The following is an 18,741-nucleotide window of genomic DNA, read 5'->3' on the forward strand; positions in this document are numbered from 1 at the left end:
TTTGGCTACATATGATCTCATTATTCGCAACGGCAATGTTGTTTTACCTCATGAAGTGAAGAAAACCGATATAGCCATTAAAAATGGTATCATTGTCGCCATTGAGGAAGGTATTACAGCCACAAGTAAAGACGAGAAAAATGCGGCAGGTTATTATATTTTTCCAGGTATGATAGATATTCATGTTCACTTTAATGACCCAGGCAGAGACAAATGGGAAGGTTTTGAATCGGGTTCTCAGATGATTGCTGCAGGAGGAGGAACAACTTTTTTTGACATGCCCTTAAATGGGATTCCTTCTACTACTGATTCGCAGGCATTGTTAAATAAAGCGGAGATGGGAGAAAGTAAGTCAGTTGTGGATTTTGCTTTATGGGGTGGCCTTGTTCCAGGAAATATCCTGGAGCTGAAGGGATTAGCAGATAATGGGGCAATAGGTTTTAAAGCGTTTTTATCTGAAAGTGGAAATGAAGAATTCGAACGTGTTGATGATTTAACATTAATTGCTGGCATGAAAGAGATTGCTTCATTGAAAAAAATACTTGCACTCCATGCGGAAAGTGCCGCAATGACAGATTTCTTAACGAAGGAGAAAGTGACGAATGGTCAATTAACTGCGGATGATTATTTAGCATCTAGACCGATCGCCGCAGAAGTGGAAGCGGTGGAACGTGCCATCGCATATGCAAGAATAACGGGCTGTCCTCTTCATTTTGTCCATATTAGCTCTGAGGAGGCTATTTTAAAAATTACAGCTGCCAAGGCAATGGGACTAGACATTACAGTTGAAACATGTGCTCATTACTTATTGTTTAATCATAATGATTTGCAAGACAAAGGAGCGGTAGCCAAATGCGCCCCGCCATTACGAAAAGTGGAGGAGCAAGAGAAATTGATTCGTTTATTAATAGAAGGCGCAATTGATATGGTCTCCTCCGATCACTCACCATCACCTTATCTATTGAAAGATCCAACCGTCCATCATTTATTCTCCGCTTGGGGTGGAATTAGTGGCGGGCAATTTACCCTTTTAGCATTAATTGAACTTGCAATAACCTATGACATTCCTTTTTATAAAGTGGCGGCACTCATAGCAGGTAATCCAGCTGACAGATTCAATTTAAATACAAAAGGGCATATCGAAGTGGGCAAAGATGCTGATTTAACATGGATCTCACTTGAAGAATCCTTCACTGTTGCAGAAAAGAATTTCTTCGCTAAGCATAAGCACAGTTTGTATATGGAGAGAACTTTCCCATGTGCAGTCAAACTTACGATGAACAACGGAGTAGTAGTTTTTGAAGACGGACAATTAGTAAACATGAGAAATAGAGGTCATTGGCTAAAGCCAGAGCAAACGAAAATGGGGACTAGTAGTTAACTACATCGCTGTAAGAAATTCATTTCTATTGTCAGAAAATCTAACACACTAGTAGCGGAAAAGGAGAAAATGGAAGATAATACATTTTAAACCTTTAGCAGCTGAGTGAAAGAGGTGTGTGAAGATGGATAATATTCATCAAATATTCAAGGCATCGCCTACAGAAGGTGATGTGTTAGCGACAGTGATTCAAGTGAATGGGTCTGCTTATCGAAAAGAAGGCACAACCATGTTAATCAAGCAATCTGGTTCAACTATTGGTGTCCTTAGTGGAGGATGCTTGGAAGAAGATATTAAGTATAGGGCAGAAACGCTAATCGATGGTCAATCAAAATCTTTTTTATACAATTTAAAAAGTGAAGATGATCTTGGGTGGGGACAAGGTTCGGGATGTAATGGTGAAATTCGTGTCCTGTTAGAGAAGATTGATGCAAGTTATCAAGCTCATCTAGAAAAGGTTAATGAACAGCTTTTACAAGGACGATCTATTTTAACAGTAAAGAAGCTTTCCGAGGATTATGAGGTTATAGGTTACACAGTTATCGTTGATGATAATAACTATTGGACCAAAGCATTAAACATAGATGCCAATATGGAATTAAAAGAGATGAAGAGTGGTATCCACTACTCAAAAGAGCTATCTATTTATTGTTATTTTCAGCGGTTTCATCCAAAGCCTCGTCTTTTTATCCTTGGTGCAGGGGAAGATGGCGTCCCTCTTTGTGATTTTGCTCATAAAACAGGCTTCCATGTAACAGTAGCTGACTGGCGCGAAGCTTTATGTAGTAAAGAAAGATTTCCTCAAGCAGATCGTTTATTAATAGGTTTTCCACATGAAGTGTTACCAAAAGCGCTTCATCCCCAAGACCATATTGTGATTATGACCCATCATTTTGAACGAGATAAAGAAATTTTACAATATGTGCTCAATCGACCATTTAAATATATAGGTATCATTGGTTCTAATAGACGGACGATGAGGTTATTAGAAGGGGAATCTGTACCATCGAATGTCTACACGCCTGTTGGTTTATCGATTGGCGCAGAGGGACCTGAGGAAATTGCGATTAGCGTTATGGCACAATTAATTGCGGTTAAACAAAAGGTGGTTACGGAAAATGGAAAACAAGCCAATTGTAGGACACTTGTTTATAACAAATAAAGGGAGCTAGGAAATGTAAAAGGAGAGTAGTTATCATGAGGATATTAGAAACAACCGTTGCTTCGCCTACTACCATTGAGGAAGCATGGACAATGTGGAAATCATATGATGAGGCGATCACATTTATCGCTGGAGGCACATTCTTACAAACCAAATGGGAAAAAGGGGCCACCGTTCCTTCAAAAATGCTTCATCTAGGTGGCATTTCGGAATATAAACAAATCTACATGGACACGGAAAGTCAGATTCACATCGGTTCTTTTGTTAAGCTAGCGGAATGCAAGAATCATCCTCTGATTATTAAAAAACTACCCCAATTATCACAAACGATTGAGAAAATCGCTGCGCCTGCTGTTCGAAACTTAGGTACGATAGGAGGCAATATTGCCAATCAGGTGGGTGATACAATCCCCCTTTTACTAGCCCTCGATGCAGAAATACTATATTTAAATAAAGATGAAAAACAGCGAATAGATTTGCAGGATTGGTCAAAAATGACTGAAGATTCTATTATATTAGAGGTTATTATTCCATTTGATAATAGAGAAAGCTATTTATTTACTAAAAAAATCGGTCGCAGGGAGGCATTCTCAACATCTGTTGTTACATTGGCTGGCAAGTTAACAATAAAAGAGAATCAGCTATGTAATGTTCGAATAGCAGCGGGTGGCGGGGAGACACAACCTATGAGGTTAAGAAATGTAGAATCTATTTTAAAACATGCACCAATTGTGGATTCAAATATTTTAAAAAAGGTGTATCAAACGGTAATGACAGAGTATCAGCCAGTTGAAGATGCTTTTTATTCGAGTAATTATCGTTTGAAAGTAGCGAGTAATCTCTTAATCTCAGAATTAGAAAAATGGAGTGGAGAATATGGCGGATTATACAAGTAATTTAGCGTCTTCCCGTCCAAGGCCGGATGGAATGGGAAAAGTAACAGGTGGATTAAATTATTTAACAGACTTGCAAGTTCCAAATATGCTTTATGGAAAAGTGCTGCGTAGTGAGTACCCTCATGCGAAAATTCAGCAAATAAATATTGAAAAGGCAGAACAATTATCTGGCGTCCTAGCCGTAATAACAAGTAAGGATGTACCTGGATTAAATGGATTTGGTCTGATTACGCAAGATCAGCCTGTCTTTTGTGATCAAGTTGTTCGCTATGTAGGTGATGCGGTGGCAGCAGTAGCGGCAATCACTCCTGAAATTGCTGCAAAAGCACTTAAACGAATAGAAGTAATCTATGAACCATTACCGATTATTGATGACCCCGATGACGCAATGAACCCTGATAGTATCCCATTACATTCTGGTGGCAATATCCTTCATGAAGCATCTTATGAAAATGGTGATGTTGATGAAGGCTTCCAATTATGTGAGGTTATTATAGAAGAAACCTATCTACTGCCCCGGCAAATGCATGCTTATATGGAAACTGAAGGTGGGGTTTTTGTCCCAGAAAAAGATGGCAGGCTGTCTGTATATGCGGGCACGCAGCATGGCTACAAGGATAGACTACAATTAGCGAGAATATTAAATTTACCAGAAGAGCGTATTCGTGTAATTTCAAGTCCGATGGGAGGGTCATTTGGCGGTAAAGATGAGTTAAATATTCAGCCTTACGGAGCCATATTAGCATTGAAAACAGGAAGACCGGTGAAAATTCATCAATCACGTAGAGAATCAATGATCTCTGGTATTAAAAAGCACCCAATGAAAATTACGATGAAAACAGGAGCTAAGAAAACGGGGGAGATTGTTGCTCACGAAGTAAGAATTATTGCAGATACAGGAGCATATGCCACACTTGGTCCAGCTGTATTAGATTTTGCAGTGGAACACGCTATTGGCCCTTATGCCATACCAAATGTAAAAACAAAAGGCTACTCTGTTTTTACAAATAATGGTGTGGCAGGTGAATTCAGAGGGTTCGGTGGTAATCAGATTACATTTGCTCTAGAAGGGCAAATTGATCGGTTGGCAGATGGCTTACATATGTCACCACTTGTATTAAGAAAGAAAAACTTGCGACAAGGAACAGATCCTGGTCCAGTTGGACAAATTATTGCACCGACTAATGGAGATGCGCTTGTTTTAGATGAGATCGCGCAGTCACCGCTATTAGCGATAGATAAAAGTGAGAGCGACAATCCATGGAAGAAAACGGGAGTAGGGTTAGCGCTAACCATGCATGGAGGAGGGTTAGGTTTTGGTAGATTGGATCCTTCTGGTGGAAAAATTAGTCTGAACCATGAAGGGAAAATAGAGATAGCCTTTGGATTTGAAGAGGTAGGTCAAGGTTTGTTAGCGGTTATTGAAAATGTAACAACAGAGGCTATCGGGTGTTCTTCAGAGGATTTACACATTGTAATAGGGGATACAGACAAGGTGCCACATTCAGGTTCTTCCACAGCATCAAGAGGCACGAGCATGATTTGGCACAGTTTACAAAGGCTAAAGGGGCCCTTTATAGAAAAACTATTAGATACAGCAGCCAAAATATCAGGTTATCAAAAAGAACAATTATATGTTGGAGGGAAGGGTATTTGGCTAAATGGCCAAAGGATACTTACTTTTGAACAGCTTTTTCTTGAGAATGAACCCATTAGTATAGACACAAAATTCGACTTTCCAACCACGCCAAATAGTATTCCGGGTGGTCATTTCTTGTACTCATTTGCAGCGGTGGCAGTGAAAGTAGAAGTCGACCTTATAACAGGAGCGATCAAGGTTACAGATATCGATCAAGCTGTTTCTGCCGGACCTGTTGTGAATCCTACTGGTTATATTGGGCAAATCGAGGGCGGTACGATTATGGCGCTAGGCTACACATTGTTAGAAGAAGCAGCCATGAAGGAAAGTCGCTATACTGCAGAAAACTTTGACACCTATATTCTGCCCACGATCCAAGACATTCCACCAAAAATGAATGTGAGAGCAATCGAGGACTTATGGGAAGGAGATATATATGGCCCAAGAGGCGTTGGGGAGATCGGAACAGTAGCATTAGCTCCTGCAATCGTAAGAGCCATCTATGATGCGACGGGGCATTGGGTGACGAAATTACCTGTCAGTCGAGAAGAAATATTACATGCGAGGGAGAGGGTTTTTTGATAGAAAAGGTAAAGGTGAATTTGCAAAAAGTCAATATTTCTTTCACTGTTAATGATGAACAGCAGAAACTACAAGTTGAAGCAACAAAAAGATTAGTTGATATATTACGTGAAGACCTCTCATTAACAGGCGCCAAAATCTCTTGCGAAATTGGTCGATGCGGTGCCTGCTCTGTAGAAGTAGACGGTGAACTCGTCAACTCTTGTCTCATGAGAGCTTATCAACTGAACGGAAAGAGTATTCATACGGTTGAAAGCTTAAGTGAAAATGGCCTGCATGAAATTCAAAAGGCATTTCTAGAAGAAGGTGGATTTCAATGTGGCTATTGCACACCGGGGATGATTATGGCTGTGAAAGCATTATTAGAGAAAAACAAGAAACCAACAGATGAAGAAATATTAGAAGCACTCTCAGGAAATATATGTCGGTGCACAGGTTACGCAGGCATTATCCGAAGTGTGAAAAAGGTGATTCAAGCGATATAAGTATGTCTTAAAGGAGGAATTGAGGGCTCTATCTAGGCTAACGGTGAAATCCTTGCAGTCAATAAGCCAAAAAAACAAAGAGGTCTGCCTCGAAATGTGAATCGAGACAGACTCACCCCAAAAATAAGAAATCTGCTTAAATTCGACCTGAATCGAGTCAGGCCCACCAAAACGAAATAAAGTATCTCGAATTGCATCTATCAGATCAAACAAATTGCAAAGCCAATACTCTCCATTTTTCACAGTCCACCGTCCTCTCTTGAGCATAATCAAAAATAAGATGTGTATTCCTCAAATCATTGTTCTCATTAAAGGTTGTCCATAATGGTTTCAAATAGTGTTTCTCCTGGCTACACAGTAAGAATGAACTCACCCTCGGTATGGTTGTTTCCCTTCTAAAGCAAAGAAGGCGCCAGTTCCGAAACCTCGTAACTTATTAGGAGCGTAGGTTGATTGGTTGGATAACTGTTTGCAGGTATAAATAATCATCCTTCTAGGTCATTATCGCCAGTCCCTAAGTTTTCATCAAGATTACGTGTGGAGAAGTATATTTCGTAACGAGCTTCCGAGGGATTCGTAATGTCATAGATAAATAGTCTCTATTCTTGCAAAGAGTTTATGAATCAGGATCAGTTGAATAGTAAAAATGAATGATTTAGTTAACAATTTTTCCCTCAATAGGTTATAATTATATTTGAATGTTAATTAAAATGTTTAGGAGAAAGACAAATGAAAGAAATACAATGTTATAGATTCGAATCAGAGATTGAGGCAGATATAGATTTAGTTTTTGAATGTCTTAATAAAGATCAACATGTATTAAAATGGAATACACAAATCATTGAAAATCATTATGATGGAGCTGAAAGTGATTTAAAAGAAGGATCGATGTTCACTACAAGGCAGAAAATTGGAAAAAAGGTGTATGAGTTACAAGCTGTTTATTCTAAGTATGATCCACCTTTTTATGCTGTAGTAGAGACGAAGACGAAAGAAGGAATAAGTAGGACAGAATACATTCTCGAAATCCTCCCAGAAGGAACAAAGTTTATAGCGAATTTTACATTGATTCCATCAAACTGGATATATAAATTAGTTACAAATATGATGAAATGGTCATTTAAATATGTTTATGATGAGCAGTTTAATCAATATATAGAATATATCTATCAAGTTGAATATGAGAGAAGATGAATAAACTGAGAGTAGCCCTTTTTCTGGCTACTTTTTTTATGATAAAAAAAAGTAACAGCTTGATTGTACGCTAAAGCCAGTTCATATAGAGGATGACCCTTTTACATGTTACTTCGTATAGGTCTATAGGGAGGAGGATTGTGAAAACTAGTGAGCATAGGAGAGGGAATTTATCTTGTATTTGAAAAAAATAAAAAAAAGAAAGATAAGAGCTAATAGTGAAAAAATAGCTCTTATTCACATTTACTGAGTAAATATTAGATTTTCTATTTCTTTAAGAATTTCAAAAGCCCCTTCTGATTTATTTGAGCAGACAACTATGGTAAGAGCTTGTTTTGGATAATGTACTGAACGATAATTTACTCCTGGATCATATCCCATCTGAATATATTTCACGATACCCAGTTCATTTGCTTCCATATAACCACCGTAACCGTAAAAGATATCTTCTGACACGTTTACTTGAGGAATCAATAAGTTTCGAGTCATATCTTTTGTTAAGAGTTTGCCATTCATTAACGATTCCCAGAATATCCCCATATCAATTGCAGTAACATAGGCACCGCCATCAGGTCCACCTTTTACAGGTAGAGAAAAAATATTCGATCTCAACGTTCCATCTGGTTTTTCCAAATATCCCAATGAAACGCTTTCGGGTAGTTCATCCATTGAAAAATATCCTGAGTCAGTCATGCCAGCTATTTCAAAAATATTTTTATTGATATAGTCAACAAAATTCATGCCACTGATATGTTCAATAATAAGGCCTAAAATAATATAGCCAGTATTATTGTATTTAAAAGGGCTATCCACTTTGGTTTTCATTTTTTTATATTGAAACATTGGCAAAAAGTCTTTTACAGAACGAATCTGATACATTGGCCTATCTTTCCAAAGGTCTTCATAATCATCCATTTCATCTTCGTCAAAATAATCCGGAATGCCAGATGTATGAGTTAGTAAATGATGAATGGTAATTTCTTTATCAAAATATGGAAATTCAATATCTAAACAATCGATGATTTTCGTGTCAAATGTGATACTACCTTCTTCTACCAACTTACAAATTGCAACAGATGTAAAGATCTTACTACCAGATGCAATTGAAAAGCGAGTATGTGAATGATTTTTGATTTTTTCAGAATGGATTGCGTAACCAAAGTTCTCTGTAAATATTGTACGATCATGCTTCTGTACACAAATACTCCCGGAAAATTGCACTTCCTGTTGCTTTTTTGTTAGACTATTCCATTTCGTTTGTTTATCCAATTTTAATTCCTCCTGAATGTGTATTTCATGAATTCATTTAATGAGGCACATTCAATTAACTTCTTCAATTTTGATAAAGAATCATTTTACTCTCCTCCTTCTCTTTTGAGCATAGCATGTTTCAATTTGTTAATACGATGATATATATTAATTTTATATAAAAATAGACAAAAAGAGCAGGAATTCATAGAGCAGATAAGTAGATTCAAACGCTACTCACTCAATACATAATAGAAATGACATTCAGTACCAAGGAGGCAAGTTTGTTGAACAAAAGATAATAGCTTTGTCATGTTTACAAAAATGTATAAGGTTTATAGAGTTTTGTACTAGTAAAAAAACTTTATATTTCTTTTCGTTTTAAGTCTTGTTACTCTGATTATATCTTGCAAAATGATAACAGATGAAACTAACCCCGCTTCTAACCGTATATTAGTAAAATCAGTCAGAAGGAGAATAAAGATGGATATAGATTTACCAATACCAAAACAGAGATTATCTAAGAATAGTATAAAAGCGATGCTAATTAGTGAACTAATTGGGAATGCGATATGGTTGCCAATTCTTGCTATACTTTTTTACGTTGACGCTCGATTTGATTGGTGGGATTGGGTAGGATGGGTTCTATGGATTGTCCTTGGTCTTACTGTTTTATCTATGATTTATTCGTTAACGATTCAACCCTACCTATTATATAAAAACTTCCGTTATGAAGTAGATGAGGAATTCTTGCAGATTAAGCAAGGAGTGTTTATAGAAAAATATGAATTAGTACCAATGACAAAGATTCAATCTGTGGCAACGAATCAAGGACCAGTTCAGAGAAGGTATCAATTATACGGTCTTTCTGTCGAAACGATGAGTTCAACCCATACAATCCCTATGCTATCAAAGGAAATAGCGATGCAACTGAGAAATACGATTGCTTATTATGCAAAAATAAAGGAAGTAGATGAATAATGGATTACAGACGATATTCTCGCTTAACCATTGCTTTTCATATATGGGGTGTTTTGAAGTTTTTCTTTTTTGCTTTTCTTTACTTATTTATTTTTAATCGAGAGGCCGATTGGATTGGTTACGGTAGAATTATTGCCGCCATACTACTTATTCTTTCTATTATTTTTGTTATCTTTAAATGGCTGACTACAACTTATAAGATAGATGAGGTCGCTTTTTACTTACGTGAAGGCTTTTTCACAAAACATAAACGAACCATTCCTTTTAGTAAGGTTCAAAATGTAAATAGACATACGACTTTTCTACATAAGTTAATAGGAAAGACCTCCTTGAAGTTTGAGACAGGTATGTCTGGTGAAGGTGGGACAATAAAATTCGAGGTGCTTTCTAAAGAAGAAGCGGACCATTTGGAAGACTGGATAGAAAAAAGTACACGTAATATCAAAGTGTCCGAAGGTGAAGAGGAAAAGGTAGAAGAATATATAGAAGATAGAAAACTGCATTTTGCTGCCAGCAAGAAGGATATTATAAAAGCTTCAATGACGTCATTAAGCTTTTTGCTTTTAATTCCTGCTTTAGGCTCACTGTTTTTTATGATCAATGATTTTATTAATGTCGAGAAAGAAGCGGAAGGTGCCATTCACTTTATATTAAGTGCCTGGTGGTTAACGGCACTTGTTGTTATTTTTCTTATTGTGACTTCAACCATATTTGGCATGATAAAAACATATATAAAATATGGTAATTATCGAATTTATTCAGATGTTGATAGGATTTATATCTCTAGAGGCGTACTAGATGAAGTCAGCTTTTCTATTTCAAAGGAAAAGGTCCAAGCTGTCGAAATAACGCAAACGTTAATGAAAAGAATTTTACGTATTGCAGAAGTGAAACTAACGAGTGCTGGTCAGACAGGAGGAGGAGGCGGGGATTCCTCAATGGAGACAAGCTCTTTGTTCCCTTTTTTACCGCAGAAGGATGCCTTTCGTCTAATATATGAAATATTACCAGACTATGAAGTAGAAGAAGAGATGCACAAGCTTCCGAAAAATGCTCTTTTTGCCAGGTTGTTGAAACCTAGTTGGCTCTGGATCATTGCAACGGCATTATTATATTATTTCCAACCAAATGTGTTAAATATGAATATTCCATGGTGGTTGTTTTCATTGCTTGTACTTATTTTAGTTGTTTTACTAAGGTTCCTAGATTACTATAATAGCCGCTATGTGTTGAATGAGCGTTTTATTCAATTAAAGACTGGGAGCTTAGCGACGACGTTATTTCTAACTAGACGTGATAAAGTGATTGAAATTGAAATGAATAGGGGACCCCTCGAGAAAATACTAGGCATTGCTAAGATTACGACTATCAATCGAGCGCAACCTGTGCGACACACTCACATGTATGGTGTACCCGAATCCTTCCGTTTAGCGTTTTATCAATGGTATAAGAAGAGAGGATCAGAAATTGAATTAAAACAATAGATAGGGTGAATGTAAAATGAAAGCCGTAGTGATAGAGTCGTATGGTTCCTCAGACGTATTACAAGTAATGGATATAGACATACCACGGCCTTCTGCTCATGAAGTGCTCATAAAAGTGGATAAAACAAGTGTGAACTACGCTGATATTAAAAATCGCCAAGGGTTGAAGAAGAAAATAGAAGGTCCCACGATTCTTGGCCTTGAAGCGGCAGGAACGATTGCCGAGGTAGGTTCTGAAGTCAAAAAATTTAAATTGGGGCAAAGAGTAGTAGCTTTTCCTGAAAAAGGATCTTATGCGCAATATACTGTGGCAAACGAAGCACTTACATTTGCCATCCCAAACGAGATTGATTTTACTACTGCAGCAGCAAGCCCTATTGTTTCCTTTTTATCCTACCAATTATTGAAGGACATCGCACGGATGCAATTAGGAGAGACTGTACTCATTCATGCAGCAGCTGGTGGTGTAGGCTCTACAGCCATCCAAATGGCAAAGGTATTTGGTGCGAAAACTGTAATTGGCACTGTTAGTAGGGAAGAGAAGTTTTCCACTGTGTTGGCAGCAGGAGCTGATTTGGCCATCACGTATGAGGATTTTTCTTCAAAAGTAAATGAATACACCGATGGAGATGGGGTTAATCTTATCTTAGATTCTGTTTCTGGCTCTGTATTTGAGGAAAGCTTTGCATGTTTAGCTCTATATGGAAAGATTGTGCATTTTGGCAATACGAGTAATCAAACGGGTAGGATCCCAACAACTGCTCTCCATAGCAGTTGTCGTTCAGTCCTTGGCTTTAGTTTTGGTACGACAAGAAAGAAAAGGCCAGATACAATCAAGCCCGTTGCCGATGAAGTATTTAAGTTATTGGTAAACGGGGATGTCCAAGTGAAAGTAGGGGCAGAATACTCCTTGTATGAAGTGAAAAAAGCACATGAGATGATAGAGAATAGAGAGAATACTGGGAAAATCGTTTTAACAGTATCCTAGAATAGGAGTGTTTTAGTTGATGGATTTCAAAGAGGTAATGAATGAATTAGAAGCATTAGGAAAAGAGCGAACGAAAAAAATTTATCTCTCAAACGGTGCACATGAGCCACTTTTTGGTGTCGCAACTGGAGCGATGAAACCGTTTGTGAAAAAAATAAAGATTGATCAATCATTAGCTGAGGAGTTATATGCAACAGGAAATTATGATGCGATGTACTTTGCGGGCATTATTGCCGACCCAAAAGCAATGACAAAGGAAGATTTTAATCGTTGGATAGACGATGCGTATTTTTATATGCTATCAGACTATGTTGTAGCGGTTACTTTAGCTGAATCACCGATTGCCCAGGAAGTTGCCGATGAATGGATTGCCAGCGGGGATGAGCTGAGAATGTCTGCTGGTTGGAGTTGTTATTGTTGGTTATTAGGTAATCGGAAAGACGACGAATTTGACAAGAGCAAATTATCGGATAGGCTAGATCAGGTGAAGGAGAACATTTATGACGCACCTTTAAGAACAAAGGTATCAATGAATAACTTCTTATATACCGTTGCGATCTCCTATATTCCTCTAAGTGAAAAAGCAGCTGAAGTGGCAGAGGAAATCGGAGCCATCGAAATCAAAAGAGAGAGAAAGAAGAATGGCGTCCTTCATGCGTATGAAAATATTCAAAAAGACTTAGATAAAGGTCGTTTAGGTTTTAAGCGGAAATATGTGAGATGTTAGAAGTAAATGAAGTTAGGATCAATTCTATTGATCCTGGCTTTTTTGTTAGTTTTCTAATCATTAACACGCTTACATATATCTTTGCGAATATATCAAGCCATAAATCAGAAGAGAAGTGTTCAAATTTAGGATTTACGAACACGCCATGCATTTTTATAATTTAACATAAATTTCTAATTTCATTAAAATATATGCAATCCCCGTATTGTCTACAATGAATGGACATCCCATATGACTAAGAAAAGATAATTATCACCTCTTTAAGTTCTTCTCGTAACATTGCAATAACCAACCTTTTTTTACTCTTAGTTTCCCTTACATTTCATAATATTCCCCTTCTGCAGAATTTCTTTTGTTCGTATTAAAATCTGTTTGAGAACATAACCTTAACGATTTTTATCATAGTTTTGCTTACACGTTTATAAACTGATGAAAAGGGCTTGCCTATAAAAATAAGCGTATAGGGGGAAACAATTTGAAGCGAAGTGTTTGGAGGAAGATTGTCCTGTTAGTCGTTGTTGCCATCGCTCTAGCTGGTTGTTCGGGAGGCGGTTCTGAGACTGGTGGAGCAGTCATTGAGAAAGGAAATGATCGAGTATTAACCGTTGCAGTTGGAACGGATATGGTGACATTTGATATTCATGACCATAATAATACGTCGACGGAAGCGATTCATGTGAATATGTTTAATTATTTGTTTAAAAAAGATAAGGATGGCAATATTCATCCAGAGCTTACCACCGGCTATGAGAAAATCGATGACTTGACCTATCAGGTAAAACTAAAGGAAGGTGTTACTTTTCATAACGGTGATCCTCTCACAGCGGAGGATGTGAAATTTACGTTAGAAAGAGTAGCAAAAGATGACACTTTGCAGGAGTACCCCAATTATAAGCAGATAAAAGAAATTCAAGTGATTGATGAGCTCACTTTCAATATTGTGACACAATCACCAGAGCCTTCCTTATTCCACCGTTTATCCAGACTTGGTTCAGGTATCTTGCCTAAGAACTATATTGAAGAGAATGGTTGGGAGCATTTTCTATCTAATCCTGTTGGTACAGGACCATTTCAATTCAAAGAATGGAAACGTGATAATCGCATCGTTTTCACACCATATGAGAATTATTTCGCAGGAAAAGTAGAAGAATGGGATGAGCTTGTTTTCCGAGTTATTCCAGAAAACTCAACAAGAGTGTCAGAGCTTTTAACAGGTGGGGTTGATATGGCTGTTAATATTCCTCCGTCTGATTGGGAACGAGTGAATAGTAATGAGGGGACATCTATTGTACAAGAAAGGTCAAACCGAGTCGTAATGCTAATTTTGCGGGCGACAGAAGGGCTTCCAACTGCTGATGTCCGTGTACGTCAGGCTCTAGACTTTGCTATTAATAACAAAGCGATTACCGATAATGTCTTGCAAGGTGGAGGTATTCCAACAAGAACAAGAGTAGGTCCAGGTAATTTCGGGCATCATCCTGACCTTTATGATACTTACAATTATGATATTGAAAAAGCAAAAGCATTACTAGCTGAGGCAGGTTATCCAGATGGCTTTGAGATGACTTTGCATTCACCGAAAGGGCGCTATTTACAAGATGCAGAAGTGGCAGAAATGATAGCGGGTATGCTTGCGGAAATTAATGTGAAAGTAAATATCGAGTTCATGGAATGGAGTAATTTTGTAGAAATGCGTACGGCTAACGAGAATAAGGATGCTTATTTAATCGGTCTAGGTAATTCCATGTTTGACGGTGCTTACTCGGTCGATTGGTATCGTGCTGAACGTTTTGAAGGGCATACAGATTATAAGAATGATCGAATAGAAGAATTGCTCGCAACCTCTGCCGTCAATATGAATGAGGAAGAACGAGCCAAGCAAATACAAGAAATTGAAGCGATTGCCGCTGAAGAAGTGCCACATATTATGCTTCATGAGGAAAAAATCAATATCGGTGTAAATGATGCGATTGATTTTGTTCCTACCCCAGATGAAATGATTTATGCACCAACTATTAAAAGGAAAGCAAGTGAATAAATAAAGCTGATATTCGTGGGTGAATGGATGGTTCCATCCATTTCCCCATCTCTATTACTTTTCGCTATAGGGGGACAATAGTGGGCAAATATATTATGAGACGATTACTTCAAATTATACCGGTGCTGTTTATCATTTCTTTTATCGTGTTTTGCCTTGTTTATGTGGCAGGCGATCCTGTTGCATTAATGTTACCTGAAGATGCGAGTCAAGAGGATATATTACAACTTCGCGAATCACTAGGGCTAAATGAGCCTTTTTATATTCAATATTTCAACTATATGGTCGGACTTGCCCAACTTGATTTTGGTGAATCATTTCGTTATAACACGAGTGCCTTACCTATTGTGTTGGAGCGCTTACCGGCGACAATTGAATTAGCTGTAGCAGCTATGATTGTGGCCATAATGATAGCTATCCCTCTTGGTATTTGGTCGGCGACGAAGAAGAATTCTGCTATCGACGTCGTAGCGACAGGGGGAGCGGTAATCTGGAAGGCGATGCCGAATTTTTGGTTAGGGATTATGCTCATTTTGATTTTCTCCGTCATGTTAGGATGGTTCCCGGTTTCAGGGCGGGGTACATGGAGTCATCTGATCTTACCGGCAATTACACTTGGCACAGGGATTGCTGCTGAGATGACCCGGTTTATTCGCTCAAGTATGTTAGAAATTATGAACCAAGACTATGTTCGTACGGCAAGAAGTAAAGGGTTAAAAGAGTTTTTTGTTATCCATAAACATGCTTTTCGTAATGCCCTTATTCCAGTTGTTACGATTACCGCGCTACAAACCTCAACCGTTGTTGGAGGCACATTAATAACCGAGAGCGTATTTTCATGGCCAGGGTTAGGACAACTACTCATTCAAGCAGTGAATACAAGGGATATGGCAATCGTACAGGCTAGTGTGTTTATTATTGCATTTATTGTTATTGCTATGAACCTACTAGCAGATATTCTTTATAAATTATTGGATCCCCGCATTACATTTCGCTAAGGAGGAGTGGTTGTTTTGGAATCAAAGGAAAACCAATTGTTAGATGTCTTAGTGAAAAGTAAGCAGGGTCACCTCAAGCGGTGGCTCAGATTATTATTAAAAAGTAAGACGGGTACTATTGGCTTACTAATCGTATTACTCATTATTTTTATAGCGATATTTGCGAAGTTATTAGCACCCCACGATCCGAACCAGATTAATGCGGCAATGATGTTGAAACCCCCGGCTTGGGTAGAAGGTGGGGTTACTGACTATATTTTAGGAACAGACAATCTTGGTAGAGATATTTTAAGCAGAATAATTTATGGCTCACAAATTTCTTTAGTTGTTGGGGTTGCCTCTGTCATCTTGGCAGGTATTATTGGTATTTATATCGGTCTAGTTTCAGGTTTTTATGGTGGTTTCCTAGATAATATTTTAATGAGAATAGTTGATTCCTTTTTAGCGATACCAACCATCCTCTTTGCGCTTGTAATTTTGACTGTTTTTGGCCCAAGTGCGTTTACGTTGATTGTTGTATTAGGTGTAACGAATTGGGTGCAGTACGCTCGTTTAATACGAGGAGAGGTACTGTCTTTAAAAGAAAGAGAGTTTGTCAGGGCTGCAAGGTCTATGGGAGTGAGGGATCATAAGATTATCCTAAAACATTTATTGCCAAATGTAATATCCCCGTTCATTGTCATTTCTACATTAAGCGTGGCAACCACGATTATATTAGAAGCTTCTTTAAGTTTTCTAGGTTTAGGAATTCAACCACCGACCATTTCTTGGGGGGGCATTTTAAGTGATGGTAGAGATTATGTAGCAACCAGTTGGTGGTTGGCGGCATTTCCTGGTTTAGCGATAACAATCACCGTCCTAGGCATGATTTTCTTAGGTGATTGGCTAAGAGATGTGTTAGACCCGAGAGAAAAGAAAGTGTAGGAGGAGGGAATTGCGTTGGACCGAGAGAGCTTGTTAGAAGTGCGTGACTTGAAGACTTATTTCTATACGGAAGATGGTGTGATTCCTTCTGTTGACGGAGTGTCATTTACGATAAAGAAAGGCGAGACTGTCGCTGTTGTAGGAGAGTCAGGCAGTGGTAAAAGTGTAACATCTTTATCTATTATGGGGTTGCTAGATGCTGCTGGAAAAATTGAAAGTGGCACCATCATATTTGAAGGTAATGATGTAACAAAACTATCAAAAAAAGATCGAAGGAAATTGCGCGGAAATGAGATGGCGATGATATTTCAAGAACCACTCACCTCTCTTAATCCTTTATTTACAGTAGGTAATCAAATTTCTGAAGCAATTAAAATCCATCAAAAAGTAGATAAAAAAGAGGCGAAAAAGAGAAGTATCGAGATTTTAAAAAAAGTAGGCATAGCTCGTGCGGAGAAGATATATCATTCTTATCCTCATCTATTAAGTGGAGGCATGCGTCAACGTGTAATGATTGCGATTGCCTTATCATGTAACCCGAAACTATTAATTGCAGATGAACCGACAACCGCACTCGATGTAACTATCCAAGCGCAAATACTCCAATTAATGAAAGAGCTGATAAAAGACAAGCAAACTTCTATTCTATTTATTACACATGATTTAGGCGTGGTAGCTGAGATGGCTGATCAGGTGATTGTCATGTATGCTGGTCAAGTTGTTGAATATACGGATGTGTTTACACTGTTTAAAGAAGCTGCTCATCCTTATACGAAGAGTTTATTAGCTAGTACGCCTAAAATCCACGAACAAACAGAAAAACTGCAAGTCATCGAAGGAACTGTACCCAATCCGAATGCTATGCCAAGTGGATGTCGCTTTCATACACGTTGCCCATATGTAATGGAAAAATGTATGAACAATGAGCCCGTACTTACCAACATCCATAACCGTCATCAAGTGAAGTGCTGGTTATATGAAGAGGAGGGGTGACAAAGACATGACAGTTATTTTAAGTGTAAGGGGTTTAAAGAAATATTTTGATGTGACTGAAGGGTGGTGGAAGAAGGAGAAACAATACTTAAAAGCAGTTGACCACATATCCTTCGATGTGAACGATGGGGAAACATTAGGGATTGTTGGGGAGTCTGGTTGTGGGAAATCGACAACAGGTAATTTAATTATGCAGCTGTTAGAAAAAACAGAAGGAGAAATAATATTTCAAGGAGTAGACCTTTCCACTCTATCCAAACAAGAGCTAAGAAAGAAACGGGCGGAAATGCAGATGATTTTCCAGGACCCTTTTTCCTCGTTAAACCCTCGGATGAAAGTATTTGATATTATTGCAGAACCGTTATTGACCCATCTTAATTTAAGTAGTGAAAGATTGAAGGAAGAAGTTTTGTCGTTGATGGATCAGGTAGGTCTTGATCGTTCATATATTCACCGCTACCCCCATGAATTTAGTGGTGGTCAGAGACAAAGAATCGGCATTGCTCGGGCCATTGCATTAAAACCTAAGCTCATTATTTGTGATGAGCCTGTATCTGCATTAGACGTTTCCATTCAATCACAAATCCTTAATTTAATGTCTAAATTACAGAAAGAGTTACGATTAACCTTTATCTTTATTGCACATGGCCTACCAGCAGTTAAATATATTAGTGATAAAATTGCGGTCATGTATCTTGGGAAAATTGTTGAACTAACGACAAAAGAAAAACTCTTTTCAAAACCCCTTCATCCGTATACAGAGGGACTTTTATCAGCAGTTCCCCTTCCTGACCCGATGTTAAGGAATAAAAAAGAAGGTGTTATTTTGGAGGGTGATATTCCAAGCCCAACCAATATTCCTTCTGGCTGTCGTTTTCATCCACGATGTCCACATGCACAAGAAAAATGTAAGAAAGAGGAACCAACATTTATTGCCCATGAGGAAGAGCACTATGTTGCCTGCCATTTTCCATTAAAAGAGGGTGTTGGTGTGTTGGAAAAATAGATAAAGGAGATGTAT

At 38.1% G+C, this 18,741-nt stretch carries 17 protein-coding genes; 15 read left to right on the forward strand and 2 right to left on the reverse strand.

Translation table 11 applies throughout. From position 1 onward, the window contains the following. The first annotated feature begins 1 nt into the window (after window position 1). From allB to MKX78_RS04080, 5 genes are all read left to right on the forward strand, one after another. A complete protein-coding gene (allB, locus tag MKX78_RS04060) occupies window positions 2-1,381 on the forward strand; it encodes an allantoinase AllB (RefSeq protein WP_307314990.1) in 1,380 nt (459 codons plus the stop codon). Between the two features lie 124 nt (window positions 1,382-1,505). Continuing rightward, the gene (locus MKX78_RS04065) at window positions 1,506-2,543 is read left to right on the forward strand and encodes an XdhC family protein (protein WP_307314989.1); all 1,038 of its coding nucleotides are present in this window, start codon (window positions 1,506-1,508) and stop codon (window positions 2,541-2,543) included. A 35-nt stretch (window positions 2,544-2,578) separates the two neighbouring features. After that, entirely contained in the window at window positions 2,579-3,439 is an 861-nt protein-coding gene (locus tag MKX78_RS04070; protein WP_341049910.1) for an FAD binding domain-containing protein, read from the forward strand. Beyond that, window positions 3,420-5,660 carry a xanthine dehydrogenase subunit D gene (gene pucD, locus MKX78_RS04075; RefSeq protein WP_307314986.1) on the forward strand — a complete coding sequence of 747 codons (2,241 nt, stop codon included), beginning with the start codon at window positions 3,420-3,422 and terminating at the stop codon, window positions 5,658-5,660. The genes MKX78_RS04070 and pucD overlap by 20 nt, the downstream gene beginning before the upstream one ends. Then, entirely contained in the window at window positions 5,660-6,145 is a 486-nt protein-coding gene (locus MKX78_RS04080; RefSeq protein ID WP_307315380.1) for a (2Fe-2S)-binding protein, read from the forward strand. Before pucD ends, MKX78_RS04080 begins: the two co-directional genes overlap by 1 nt. Window positions 6,146-6,350: 205 nt before the next feature. On the opposite strand, the gene MKX78_RS04085 is transcribed toward MKX78_RS04080, so the two are convergent. After that, window positions 6,351-6,479: a hypothetical protein gene (locus MKX78_RS04085; protein WP_307314985.1), complete on the reverse strand. Its 129-nt coding sequence runs from the start codon at window positions 6,477-6,479 to the stop codon at window positions 6,351-6,353. Between the two features lie 395 nt (window positions 6,480-6,874). Here MKX78_RS04085 and MKX78_RS04090 point away from each other — a divergent pair, with 395 nt between their 5' ends. Then, window positions 6,875-7,339, forward strand: coding sequence for an SRPBCC family protein (locus MKX78_RS04090; protein ID WP_341049912.1), 465 nt, complete (start codon window positions 6,875-6,877; stop codon window positions 7,337-7,339). 243 nt (window positions 7,340-7,582) lie between these two features. On the opposite strand, the gene MKX78_RS04095 is transcribed toward MKX78_RS04090, so the two are convergent. Beyond that, window positions 7,583-8,608, reverse strand: a complete 1,026-nt coding sequence (locus MKX78_RS04095; RefSeq protein WP_341049913.1) for a serine hydrolase domain-containing protein — start codon at window positions 8,606-8,608, stop codon at window positions 7,583-7,585. Between the two features lie 462 nt (window positions 8,609-9,070). On the opposite strand from MKX78_RS04095, the gene MKX78_RS04100 reads away from it, so the two are divergent. The 9 genes from MKX78_RS04100 to MKX78_RS04140 all read left to right on the forward strand — a co-directional run bounded on the left by MKX78_RS04100 (window position 9,071) and on the right by MKX78_RS04140 (window position 18,726). Further along, window positions 9,071-9,568 (forward strand): PH domain-containing protein, encoded by a 498-nt coding sequence (locus MKX78_RS04100; RefSeq protein WP_307314982.1) that lies wholly within the window; start codon window positions 9,071-9,073, stop codon window positions 9,566-9,568. Continuing rightward, window positions 9,568-11,052, forward strand: a complete 1,485-nt coding sequence (locus MKX78_RS04105) for a PH domain-containing protein (protein ID WP_307314979.1) — start codon at window positions 9,568-9,570, stop codon at window positions 11,050-11,052. The genes MKX78_RS04100 and MKX78_RS04105 overlap by 1 nt, the downstream gene beginning before the upstream one ends. Before the next feature lie 16 nt (window positions 11,053-11,068). Continuing rightward, window positions 11,069-12,040, forward strand: coding sequence for a quinone oxidoreductase family protein (locus MKX78_RS04110; protein ID WP_341049916.1), 972 nt, complete (start codon window positions 11,069-11,071; stop codon window positions 12,038-12,040). Window positions 12,041-12,059: 19 nt separating this feature from the next. Continuing rightward, a complete protein-coding gene (locus MKX78_RS04115) occupies window positions 12,060-12,767 on the forward strand; it encodes a DNA alkylation repair protein (protein WP_322910220.1) in 708 nt (235 codons plus the stop codon). A gap of 475 nt (window positions 12,768-13,242) precedes the next feature. Continuing rightward, window positions 13,243-14,805: an ABC transporter substrate-binding protein gene (locus tag MKX78_RS04120; RefSeq protein ID WP_341049918.1), complete on the forward strand. Its 1,563-nt coding sequence runs from the start codon at window positions 13,243-13,245 to the stop codon at window positions 14,803-14,805. An 80-nt stretch (window positions 14,806-14,885) separates the two neighbouring features. After that, a complete protein-coding gene (locus tag MKX78_RS04125; protein ID WP_095370522.1) occupies window positions 14,886-15,803 on the forward strand; it encodes an ABC transporter permease in 918 nt (305 codons plus the stop codon). A gap of 15 nt (window positions 15,804-15,818) precedes the next feature. Further along, window positions 15,819-16,727, forward strand: coding sequence for an ABC transporter permease (locus MKX78_RS04130; protein WP_370873319.1), 909 nt, complete (start codon window positions 15,819-15,821; stop codon window positions 16,725-16,727). Between the two features lie 15 nt (window positions 16,728-16,742). Beyond that, window positions 16,743-17,720, forward strand: a complete 978-nt coding sequence (locus MKX78_RS04135; protein WP_095370520.1) for an ABC transporter ATP-binding protein — start codon at window positions 16,743-16,745, stop codon at window positions 17,718-17,720. Window positions 17,721-17,727: 7 nt separating this feature from the next. Continuing rightward, window positions 17,728-18,726 carry an ABC transporter ATP-binding protein gene (locus tag MKX78_RS04140; protein WP_157733791.1) on the forward strand — a complete coding sequence of 333 codons (999 nt, stop codon included), beginning with the start codon at window positions 17,728-17,730 and terminating at the stop codon, window positions 18,724-18,726. The last annotated feature ends 15 nt before the right edge of the window (window positions 18,727-18,741 follow it).

The sequence above is a fragment of the Cytobacillus sp. FSL R5-0569 genome (assembly GCF_038007265.1).
Classification (GTDB): Bacteria; Bacillota; Bacilli; order Bacillales; family Cytobacillaceae; genus Cytobacillus; species Cytobacillus kochii.

Coding starts and splice junctions, on each gene's coding strand:
- MKX78_RS04065 (WP_307314989.1), top strand. CDS start 1,506: ATGGATAATATTCATCAAATATTCAAGGCATCGCCTACAGAAGGTGAT.
- MKX78_RS04070 (WP_341049910.1), top strand. CDS start 2,579: ATGAGGATATTAGAAACAACCGTTGCTTCGCCTACTACCATTGAGGAA.
- pucD (WP_307314986.1), top strand. CDS start 3,420: ATGGCGGATTATACAAGTAATTTAGCGTCTTCCCGTCCAAGGCCGGAT.
- MKX78_RS04090 (WP_341049912.1), top strand. CDS start 6,875: ATGAAAGAAATACAATGTTATAGATTCGAATCAGAGATTGAGGCAGAT.
- MKX78_RS04100 (WP_307314982.1), top strand. CDS start 9,071: ATGGATATAGATTTACCAATACCAAAACAGAGATTATCTAAGAATAGT.
- MKX78_RS04105 (WP_307314979.1), top strand. CDS start 9,568: ATGGATTACAGACGATATTCTCGCTTAACCATTGCTTTTCATATATGG.
- MKX78_RS04110 (WP_341049916.1), top strand. CDS start 11,069: ATGAAAGCCGTAGTGATAGAGTCGTATGGTTCCTCAGACGTATTACAA.
- MKX78_RS04115 (WP_322910220.1), top strand. CDS start 12,060: ATGGATTTCAAAGAGGTAATGAATGAATTAGAAGCATTAGGAAAAGAG.
- MKX78_RS04140 (WP_157733791.1), top strand. CDS start 17,728: ATGACAGTTATTTTAAGTGTAAGGGGTTTAAAGAAATATTTTGATGTG.